The following is a 10707-nucleotide window of genomic DNA, read 5'->3' as shown; positions in this document are numbered from 1 at the left end:
GCCTGCGCGTCGAGTTCGCGCGCACCGTAGGGGCAGGCCCAGGCGCAGAGCCCGCAGCCGATGCAGGCGTCCTCGTTGACAAGGACGATCCCGTCCTCGGCCCGCTTGTAGCTGGCGCCGGTCGGGCAGACCGTCACACAGGGCGCGTTGTCGCAATGCAGGCAGGACCGGGGGAAGTTCACGATCTCGGCCGGGCCGCCGCCAGACACCACCTCGTAGCCGTGGACCCGGTTAAGGAACGTTCCGGAAGGCTCTGATCCGTAAGCATTCTGATCGGAAAGCGGCACTCCGTAGCCCTGGTCATTCCAGCCCTTGCAGGCGGTCACGCAGGCGTGGCAGCCGACGCAGGTGTCGAGGTCGATCACGAGGCCCAGTTTCTTCGCAGGCGGCGGAGGAAGCGCGGTCATGGACTCTCCCTCCAGGGCCGGTGCCTCGGCGCGGGCGGAACGGGAGAGGCGAGAGGCTCCAACCCGGGCTCCGACGCGGCGCGTGGCGCGGCGCGCTCGATGCGCACCCGGAGATCGAACCACGCGGCCTGCCCGGTCACGGGGTCGGAGTTCGACCATCTGAGGCCGTCCCCCCGCTCAGGCATAAGTTCGCAGATCAAGTGGTTGAGAAGAAATCCTTTCGTCGCCTCAGGCGCCGCAGGATCGAGGGCCCAGGCGCCCTTCCTCTTGCCGATCGCGTTCCAGGTCCAGACGGTGCCGTCGTTCAACGCGGCCATGTGTGCCACCGGCACGACGATCTCGCCCGAGGGCGAGGTGACGCGCGCCCAATCACCTTCCTCGAACCCCTGCTCCTCCCAGATATTCGTCGGAACATAGAGCGGGTTCTCCCCGTGGATCTGCCTCAGCCACACGTTCTGCGACCCCCAGGAGTGATACATGGCCATCGGCCGCTGGGTCAGCGCATGGACCGGATAGTCCTCGCCCGCAACCTCGCCGAAGGGCTCGTACCAGACCGGCAGCGGGTCCATTGCCTGCCGGAGCCGGTCGCGCAGATGCGCCGGCGGCTGGCGCGTCCCATGGCCTTCGGCCGCAAGGCGGAACCGTTGCAGGGGCTCCACCCAGAGCGAGAAGAGGTAGGGCAAGGGTTTATCGTAAAACCCGAGGTTTACGGCCCAATCCTGATACGCGGCGTTCCACGGCTTGAAGAAGGCGGCTTCCTCCGGCACATGTTCCACGCAGAAGCCGCCGTTCGCGACATAGCGGTCAATCTGGTCGGGGTTTGGAGCGCCGCGCCCCGTCTCGCTGCCGTCGCCGCGCCAGCCCATCAGCGGGCCGACCCCCAGGCGCCGTTCGTGATGGACCATGTAATCGGCGTAATCCTGGTACTTTGCGCGGCCTTCCTCATCCACGAACCCCGGCAGGCCGAGCCGGTTGGCGAGGTCCACGAGCACCGACTGAAAGCCCCGCACCTCGCGGTCGGGCGCCACCACCGGCCAGCGGATCGCATCCGCCGCCGCGTCGGGTTCGCAGATCGGCCGGTCGAGAAGCGAGATGCAATCGTGCCGCTCCAGATAGGTCGTGTCAGGCAGGACAAGGTCGGCATAGGCGACCATCTCGGAGGCATAGGCGTCCGAATAGATGATCCGCGGGATACGGTATTCGCCCTTCTCGTCGCGGTCGGTCAGCATCTCCATCACGGCGGCGGTGTTCATCGAGGAATTCCACGCCATGTTCGCCATGTAGAGCATCAGCGTGTCGATCCGGTAGGGATCGCCGGCATGGGCATTGGGAATGACCATGTGCATCAGCCCGTGCACCGAAAGCGGGTTTTCCCACGAAAACGCCTTGTCGATCCGCGCCGGGCTGCCATCGGCCTTCAGCGCGAGATCTTCCGGCCCGCGCGGAAAGCCGAGGTGCGGGCCGCCGAGAGGCTTGCCCGGCACGCAGTCGCAATGCGGGGTCGGGTGCGCATCGAAGGGTTTCGGATAGGGCGGCTTGAAACGGAAGCTGCCGGGCGTTTCGACCGCGCCGAGGAGAATCTGCAGGAGATGGAGCGCGCGGGCAGTCTGGAAGCCGTTGGAATGCGCCGAAATCCCCCGCATCGCATGAAACGACACAGGCCGGCCGACCATGGTCTCGTGGCGCTCGCCGCGAAAGTCCGTCCACGGCCGCGGGAGGACCACCGGCGCGTCGAACGCCGCCGCAATCTCGGCCGCCAGACCCTTGATCCGGCTTGCGGAAATGCCCGTGCGGCTGGCCACAGCCTCGGGCGCATAGTCTTCCGACAGGTAGCGCTCCGCGAGGTGCCGGAACACCGTCCGGCAGCCCTGCCAGCTTGCGCCGAGGTCCGGGCGCACGCCCCCGGCGTCGAAGGGCGCGGGCGCGCCCGTCGCCCGGTCGATGACGAGAAGCCGGCCCTCCGCGTCGCGGAGCAGAAGCCCGTCCTCGCCGACGAGGCAGGGCGCGTTCGTCCAGCGGGCGAGGTAATCGAGGTCGACCTTCCCGGCTTTCAGGATCTCGTGAACCAGCGACAGGATCAGAAGGCCGTCGGTGCCCGGTGTGATCCCGTACCAGTCATCCGCCACGGCATTGTAGCCGGTGCGGATCGGGTTCACCCCGATCACCCGCGCGCCCCGCGCCTTCAGCTTGCCGATGCCGATCTTGATGGGGTTCGAGTCATGGTCCTCCGCCACGCCGAAAAGAACGAAGAGCTTCGTGCGCTCCCAGTCCGGGGCGCCGAACTCCCAGAAGGCGCCGCCCATCGTGTAGATGCCCGCCGCCGCCATGTTGACCGAGCAGAAGCCGCCATGCGCCGCGTAATTGGGCGTGCCGAAGCTTTGGGCCCAGAGGCTCGTGAACGACTGCGACTGGTCGCGGCCGGTGAAGAACGCGAGCCTTTCGGGCGCCGTCTCGCGCAGGGGTTTCAGCCAGTCGACCGCGATCTCCAGCGCCTCGTCCCAGGTGATTTCCTCGAAGGCACCCGATCCCCTCGGCCCCACCCGGCGCAGGGGCGCGCGAAGCCGCGCGGGCGACGTCACCTGCATGATGCCGGATGCCCCCTTGGCGCAGAGGACGCCCCGGTTCACGGGGTGGTCGCGGTTGCCGTCGATATAGACGACCCTGCCGGATTTCAGGTGCACGTCGATGCCGCAACGGCAGGCGCACATGTAGCAGGTGGTCTTGCGGACCTCGTCCGAGACACGCGGCGACGTTTCGATCCGTGGCTCCTGAAGGCCCATGTCGTTCCCCGATCCCGCCCCTAATGCGAACCTTGTCCGCCCCCGCCCCGCAAGGCAAGTCCGCTGTTCCGCCGTGCGATCATCGCCCGCTCCCGGTCAGCCGGCGCGTCACGGCCGCGATCCAGGCCTCTTCGGCGGCCGGCACGATGGCGACGGCGACCGCGCCTCCGGCATCGATGCGGAGCGCGTTCCCGGCATTCGCCGCCGCGTCCACGGTCACGCCGAGAAAGCCGAGTCCCTCGCATATGCGCGCCCTGACCTCGGCGTCGTTCTCGCCGATGCCGCCGGTGAAGGCGACCGCGTCGAGCCCACCCATCGCCGCAACGGCTGAGCCCGCGTGCCGCACCGCCCAGTAGCAGAAATGCGCAATGGCGAACCGGGCCTGCTCGGTTCCGGCCGCGTGGAGCGCGCGCATGTCGGATGCCCCGCCCAGCGCCAGGAGCCCGCTTTCACGGTTGAGGATGCGCGCGGCACCGGCGATCCCGTGATCCTCGGCGAGGCGCAAGACGGCGTTGCCGTCGATCTGCCCGGTGCGCGTGCCCATCGTGAGCCCGTCGAGCGGCGAATAGCCCATCGACGAGGCGACCGACCGCCCCTCGCGGATCGCGCAGAGCGAAGCGCCGTTGCCGAGGTGGAAGGCGAGAAGCCGCGCCGGGAGTGGGCCGCCGAGGAGACCCGGCAGCCTCTCCGTCAGGCTGGCGTAGGAAATGCCGTGAAAGCCGTAGCGGCGCAGGCCCTTCGCGGTCTCGGAATCCGGCAGCGCATAACGCACGGCAACTTCGGGGTTGGTCGCATGAAAGGCGGTGTCGAAGACGGCAACCTGCGGCAGCCCTGGCGCGCGGCGGCGCATCGCCCGGATCGCCGCGAGGTTCGCGGGGTTGTGCAGGGGCGCGATCGGCACGCAGGCCTCGATCGCGGCAATTGCCGCGTCGTCGAGGATCACCGGCTCGGTCAGGCCCTGCCCTCCGTGCACGACCCGGTGGCCGGTGCCGGCAAGCCGCGCGACAGGAAAGCCGCGCGCCTCGCAGGCGTCGAGGATGAGCCCGATCGCCGCCTCGTGGTCGGCGGCCGCGCAGGGGCCTTCGTCGGCGCCGATCCTCAGCCGCGCCTCGCCACCCACCTCGGAGACGCTCAGCGTCAGAAGCGCCCCGTCGCCAGCGCCGAAGAGTGCCACCTTGACCGAGGAGGACCCGGCGTTGACGACGAGGATCGGGGCATCCCTCATCTCACATCACCGATTTCGCAAGGCCGAGCACCGAAAGCCCGGCGAGAAGGAGGATCGCGAAGCGGCGGAAGCTCGCCGGTTCAGCGTTCAGGAAATGCCGGCTGCCGAGCCAGAGGCCGAGAACCATGATGGGCGCCGCGAAGAGGACGGCACGGCCGGTGTCCGCCTCGATCATGCCCGCCCGCGCCATGACCGGCAGCGACCAGAGGTCCATGAGCGTGAAATAGGCGACCAGCGTCGCCCGGAACACCGCAGCCGCCACCGGCTGCGCCGCGACGAAGACGGCGACCGGAAGGCCGCCGACGCCCGCCCCGTTCGCGAAGCCCGAGAGAAAGCCGGTACCCGCATGGCCCGCCCCGCCCACGCGCCCCGGCAGGCTCCAGCCCGCCCAGAGCCCCGCGCACATCAGAAGGACGAAGCCCGCGATGACGGCACGGGCCATGTCGGTGCCGATCCCGGAAAGGACGGCCACGCCGAGCGGCACACCCGGCAGCGTGCCGAGGGTGAGGTAGGCGACGCGTCGCCAGTCGATCCGCCCCCAGATTCCCGGCACCTGCTGCACGGTCATCAGGATGTCGCAGATGATGACCACGGGCACGGCATGAAGCGGGCTTGTCACCAGGCTCGTGGCCGAGACGACGAGTGCCGCAAAGCCGAAGCCGGAATAACCGCGCACGAAGGCCGCCGCGAAGACCGCGAAGGCGAGGAAGGCAGCCGCCCCCGGCGACAGGCCGAAGGGCAGCGCCATCACGCGCCTTTCTGGGGACGCATGTCGGCGCGGTCGATGCCCGCGACCTCCACCGGCTTCTTCATCGCGTCGCGGCGGAAGGGCTCGCCCAGTTCCTGGTTCAGAAGCGCCTCGATGAAGGTGGTCTTGCCAGCCTTCTGGTCCTTCAGCGCTTGGGTCAGTGCAGCCGTCAGCTCCGCCATCGTCTTCGCCTGAACGCCCTTCAGCCCGCAGGCCTGCGCGATGCCGGCATAGCTCACGCCCTCGTTCAGTTCGGTGCCGACGAAGTTGTCGGCATACCAGAGCGTCGTGTTCCGCTTTTCCGCCCCCCATTGGTAGTTGCGCAAGACAACCATGGTGATCGCCGGCCATTCCTTGCGCCCGATCGCCACCATCTCGTTCATGGATATCCCGAACGCACCGTCCCCGGCGAAGCCCACGACAGGTGTGTCCGGGTTGCCGATCTTTGCGCCCACGATGGCCGGGAAGCCGTAGCCGCAGGGGCCGAAGAGGCCGGGGGCGAGGTATTTGCGCCCCGCTTCGAACGAGGGGTAGGCATTGCCGATGGCGCAGTTGTTGCCGATGTCGGAGGAGATGATCGCCTCCTTCGGCAGCGCCGACTGGATCGCGCGCCAGGCCATGCGGGGCGACATCCAGTCCGGCTTGGCCTTCCGCGCGCGGTCGTTCCAAGTGGTGCCGGGATCGTCCGCCTCGTGATCCATCGAGGTCAGTTCCTGCGCCCAGGCCGATTTCGTCTTGGCGATCAGTGCCTTGCGATCCGATCTTCCGGCGTCTCCGGCATGGTCGCCAAGCTGTGCGAGGATCGCCCCGGCCACCTCCTTCGCATCGCCGACGATGCCGACCGCCACCGGCTTCGTCAGCCCGATCCGGTCGGGGTTGATGTCGACCTGGATCAGCTTCGCCGCCTTCGGCCAGTAGTCGATGCCATAGCCCGGCAGCGTCGAGAACGGGTTGAGCCTTGTGCCGAGCGCCAGCACCACGTCGGCCCTGGCGATCAGTTCCATCGCCGCCTTCGACCCGTTGTAGCCCAAGGGGCCGGCAAAGAGAGGATGCGAGCCCGGGAAGGCGTCGTTGTGCTGGTAGTTGCAGCAGACCGGCGCGTCCAGCCTTTCCGCCAAAGCCTGCGAGGCCGGGATCGCGCCGCCGAGGACCACGCCCGCGCCGTTGAGGATGACCGGGAATTTCGCGCCGGAGAGCAGCTTCGCCGCCTCGGCGATGGCATCCTCACCGCCCGCGGGCCGTTCGAAATCGACGATGGCGGGCAGTTCGACGTCGATCACCTGCGTCCAGTAGTCGCGCGGCACGTTGATCTGGACCGGCGCCGACAGCCGCTTGCCCTTGGTGATGACGCGGTTCAGCACCTCGGCGATGCGGGAAGGGTCGCGCACCTCTTCCTGATAGGCGACCATGTCCTTGAAGGCGGCCATCTGCTCCACCTCCTGGAAGCCGCCCTGCCCGATGGTCCGGTTCGCGGCCTGCGGCGTGACCAGCAGCATCGGCGTGTGGTTCCAGTAGGCGGTCTTCACGGCGGTGACGAAGTTGGTGATGCCGGGGCCGTTCTGGGCGATGATCATCGCCATCTTGCCGGTGGTGCGGGTGAAGCCGTCGGCCATGTAGCCGCCGTTGCATTCATGCGCCACGTCCCAGAAGGTGATCCCCGCCTTCGGGAAGTAATCCGAGATCGGCATGAAGGCCGAGCCGATGATTCCGAAGGCGTGTTCGATCCCGTGCCGTTGCAGCACCTTCACGAAGGCTTCTTCCGTCGTCATCTTCATTGCGCTTCTCCCTGGTCATTCCCCGTGCCAGCGAAAAGTTACCCGGCGGTCGCGCCGCAAAGTAGGGCCAGTCAGACCGGCCGGCTAGGGCCAGTTTCGCGGATTGCTTCGGCGATCAACGCGACCCCCTCGGCGATCCTGTTCTGCGCGATCGAGGAATAGGCGAGCCGGTAGGTGTCGCCCGGCGCGGTGCCCGGGGCGAAGAAGGGCCGCCCCGGCTCGATCAGCACGCCCCTCTCGCGCAGCTTGAGCGACAGCGCGACGGTATCCACGCCCGCGGAACGCATCCAGAAGCTCGACCCGCCGAAACCGCCCTGCCCCGCGACCTCCAGCCCCTGGTCGCGGATCGCCTCGTCCATCACCGTGCGCCGCCGCTTGTAGGCCGCGTTCAGCCGGTTGATCAGCGCGTCGTAGTGCCCGAGCGCAAGGAAATAGGCGACCGTGCGCTGGATATGTCCCGGCGGATGGCGCAGCATCGCCGCGCGAAGCGCGCGGGCCTCGCGGATGAAGCCCTCGGGCGCGACGAGATAACCGAGCCGGAGCCCCGGGAAGAGCGACTTGGAGAAGGACCCGATGTGGATCACCCGCCCCTCGCGGTCGAGAGACTTCAGCGCTGGCGCGGCAGGCTTCAGGAACGACATCTCGAACTCGTAATCATCCTCGACGATCAGGAAATCGTCGCGCCCCGCCCGCTCCAGCAGGGCCAGGCGCCGCTCGAGCGGCATCGTCGCGTTGGTCGGGCACTGGTGGCTCGCCGTGGTAAAGACGGCCGCCACGCCCTCCGGCACCGCCTCGGGCGGCAGGCCGCCCGGGTCGACATCCACCGCGCGCACCTCGACCCCTTGCTGGCGGAGGATCATCCGAAGACCCGGGTAGCAGGGATTCTCCACCGCCGCCACGCGCCCGGGGCCAAGAAGCACTGCCGCCGCGATCCAGAGCGCGTTCTGCGCCCCCATCGTCAGGAGAACCTCGCCGGGCCGGGCAACAATCCCCCGCCGCGGCAGGATGGCGCGGGCGATGTATTCCACCAGCAAAGGGTCGTCGTCCTCGTAGAAGTCGTCGGTCAGCGACTGGAAGTCCCGCCGGCCGAGCGCCCGCAGCGCGCACTGGCGCCAGTTCTGATGGTCGAAAAGCGTGGCATCCGCCTGGCCGTAGATGAAGGGATAGCGATAGGCGTGCCAGTCGCGCGGCTTGACCGGCAGGTCGTGGGCCGAAAACCGCCCCCCTGTCGCGCGCGCCCAGTCCACGCTGTCCCGCCCCTCGCCCGCGGCGATCTCGAAGCCCGGAGGAGACGGCGCGCTTTCCGATACGTAATAGCCCGACCGTCCGCGCGCCGTGAGGTAGTCGCCCGCGACAAGCTCGGTATAGGCGAGCGTCACCGTGATCCGGCTCACGCCGAGATGCCGGGCGAGCCCCCGGCTCGACGGCATCTTTTCGCCGGGCCGGAACCGGCCACGCAGGATTCCGCCCGCCACCATCTCCTGGATCTGCTGCTGGAGCGTGCCCGCGGCGCCGGGTTCAAGGTGGAAGGCTTCGGCAGGAATCGCCATCACTGGACCTAACGCGCCTGCATCTGGACTCACGCATCAATGCGGAAACGGGCGCCGCCGTCAAGCCGCGCCCGCTGCTTCTTCGATGCTCGGGCACCCCGGGGTCGTGGGGGCAGCGCCCCCACCCTGTCGCCCCGTGTCCGGGGCGAAAGCCTCAGGAAAAGACCTTGGTCAGCGCCTTGTCGATCGCCCCGGTGATCGCGTCGATGTCGTCCGCCGTGGCGATGAGCGCGGGCGAGAGGCAGAGGACGTTGTTCCGCCCCGGGATCGAGCGGTTGGAGGCGCCGATGATCACGCCCTGCGCGGCGCAATCGGCGACGACCGCCTGTACCTTCTTCTCGTCCACCGGCTCCTTCGTCTGCCGGTCGACAACCAGTTCGGCGCCGCAGAAGAGCCCCTTGCCGCGCACGTCGCCGACGACGCGGTGCTTTTCCATCAGCGCCGCGAGGTTCGCCATGGTCCTCTCGCCCATCCTGACCGTGTTGGCCAGAAGCCCCTCGTCCTCGATGATCCGCATGTTCTCGATCGCCGCCGCCGGTCCGGCCGTGCAGCCACCGAAAGTGGAGATGTCGCGGAAGTAGTTCATCGGGTCGGCGGCATCGTCCTTGAACATCTCGAAGACGGCCTCGGTCGTCACGCAGCAGGCGATGGCGGCATAGCCCGAGGCCACGCCCTTTGCCATCGTCACGAAATCGGGCTTGATGCCGTAGTGCTGGTAGCCGAACCAGGTGCCGGTGCGGCCCACGCCGCAGACGACCTCGTCGATGTGCAGAAGGATGTCGTACTTCCGGCAGATTTCCTGCACCCGTTCCCAGTAGCCTTCCGGCGGGGTGATGACGCCACCGCCCGCCGTCACCGGCTCGAGGCAGAGCCCGCCCACGGTGTCGGGGCCTTCGCGCAGGATCACCTTCTCGATCTGGTCGGCGGCCCATTCGCCGAAATTCGCGTCGGGCGCGCCGTCGAGCTCGTGCTTGCGGTATTCGAGGCAGTGCGGCACCCGCACGAAGCCCGGTGCGAGCGGCCCGTACTGCATGACCCGCTCGTCCTGGCCGCCCGCCGACATGGTGGCGAGCGTGCCGCCATGGTAGTCGCGGTCGCGGAAGAGGATCTTGTGCTTCTTGCCGCCGTACCGCTTGTGCGCGATCTGGCGGATCATCTTGAAGGCCTTCTCGTTCGCCTCCGATCCGGAATTGGTGTAGTAGACGCGGGACATCCCCGGCATCTTCTCGATCAGCATCTTGGCGAAGATCGACCCGGGGATGGAACCGGCGGAATTGGCGAAGTAGTTCATCTTGACGAGTTGGTGATAGACCGCCTTGGCGATGGATTCGCGTCCGTAGCCCACGTTCACCGTCCAGACCCCGCCCGAGACGGCGTCGATGTATTCCTTGCCCTTCGCGTCCCAGATCCGGATCCCCTTGCCCTCGACCATGACGCGGGGGTCCACGGTCTCGAACTGCTTGTGCTGGATCAGGTGATGCCAGAGGTGGGCGCGATCGGCCTCGACCACCTCGGAAATGTCGTTGGAATAGAGCGCGTTGGTCATCGGATTGCCTCGTGTCTGGGATGCCCCGGGAATGTCCGGCGCATATCATGCCGCACCCCGCCGCGCGACGGAATGCCATTCCGCGCCAGAACACCACGAATGTCCGCGCTGCCGTAGGGCCAGAGCGGTCGCGGCAATAGGTCCAGAGCGGAACTTCGCTGCCAGGCGGGTCTGTTGGCGACGGACAGAGGGCGGCGTGGCCACGGATGACTGGCACCGCGCGATCGCGCGCTTGGGACGCGACCGATCAGCGCTGCGCCGACGCCGCGGCGGCATGGGTCCCTCCGCGCCGGGACCCCCAAGAGCCGCTGTCACGGTCCACCGCCCGAAGCGGCGCGGCCGTCAGCCGCCTCGTATGTGCACGGGGGCGCAAGGAAGGCGGCGCGGTCGGTGACATGGCCACGGCCGGTGAAGGCCAGGGAGCCGTGCAGGCTGGCCCTCGGATGCAGGCGCGCGGCCGGGTTGCGGGCTGGTCGGCACGCAGGTCGTCGAGGAACCGCGCGGCGGCGACCATCGGCCCGATCGTGTGCGACGACGACGGCCCGATGCCGATCTTGAAGCCGTCGAATACCGACAGGAACATGCTCCTTCCCGTACCCGGCTACGGGCGACCCCGCGAGGCCGCCCGCAATCGTCAGGCCGTCACTCGGCCGCCTCGACATAGCTTTCCATCGGC

General features: G+C 68.2%; 7 protein-coding genes and 1 pseudogene. All 8 read right to left on the bottom strand.

What is annotated here, in order from left to right; translation table 11 throughout:
* Nucleotides 1-407: 4Fe-4S dicluster domain-containing protein (locus ACMUOO_RS14865; protein ID WP_413855672.1), on the bottom strand; the 407-nt coding region annotated here is incomplete at its 3' end.
* Nucleotides 404-3187 carry a molybdopterin oxidoreductase family protein gene (locus tag ACMUOO_RS14860; protein WP_301919904.1) on the bottom strand — a complete coding sequence of 928 codons (2784 nt, stop codon included), beginning with the start codon at nt 3185-3187 and terminating at the stop codon, nt 404-406. The genes ACMUOO_RS14860 and ACMUOO_RS14865, both read right to left, overlap by 4 nt.
* Before the next feature lie 79 nt (nt 3188-3266).
* The gene (locus ACMUOO_RS14855; RefSeq protein ID WP_301919903.1) at nt 3267-4412 is read right to left on the bottom strand and encodes an acetate/propionate family kinase; all 1146 of its coding nucleotides are present in this window, start codon (nt 4410-4412) and stop codon (nt 3267-3269) included.
* Between the two features lies 1 nt (nt 4413).
* Nucleotides 4414-5160, bottom strand: coding sequence for a sulfite exporter TauE/SafE family protein (locus tag ACMUOO_RS14850; RefSeq protein WP_301919902.1), 747 nt, complete (start codon nt 5158-5160; stop codon nt 4414-4416).
* On the bottom strand, nt 5160-6935 hold the full coding sequence (gene xsc / locus ACMUOO_RS14845) for a sulfoacetaldehyde acetyltransferase (RefSeq protein WP_413855671.1): 1776 nt from the start codon (nt 6933-6935) through the stop codon (nt 5160-5162). Before xsc ends, ACMUOO_RS14850 begins: the two co-directional genes overlap by 1 nt.
* A 71-nt stretch (nt 6936-7006) precedes the next feature.
* Entirely contained in the window at nt 7007-8485 is a 1479-nt protein-coding gene (locus tag ACMUOO_RS14840) for a PLP-dependent aminotransferase family protein (protein WP_301919900.1), read from the bottom strand.
* A gap of 154 nt (nt 8486-8639) precedes the next feature.
* Entirely contained in the window at nt 8640-10031 is a 1392-nt protein-coding gene (locus ACMUOO_RS14835; protein ID WP_413855670.1) for an aspartate aminotransferase family protein, read from the bottom strand.
* 371 nt (nt 10032-10402) lie between these two features.
* Nucleotides 10403-10614 (bottom strand): annotated as a pseudogene (locus ACMUOO_RS14830) (serine dehydratase beta chain); the annotation flags it as partial.
* Nucleotides 10615-10707: the final 93 nt, after the last annotated feature.

This window comes from Albidovulum sp., assembly GCF_041919395.1.
Lineage (GTDB): Bacteria > Pseudomonadota > Alphaproteobacteria > Rhodobacterales > Rhodobacteraceae > Albidovulum.
Note: the sequence above shows the minus strand (reverse complement) of the source record. Positions and strands in the feature narration are given on the sequence as shown.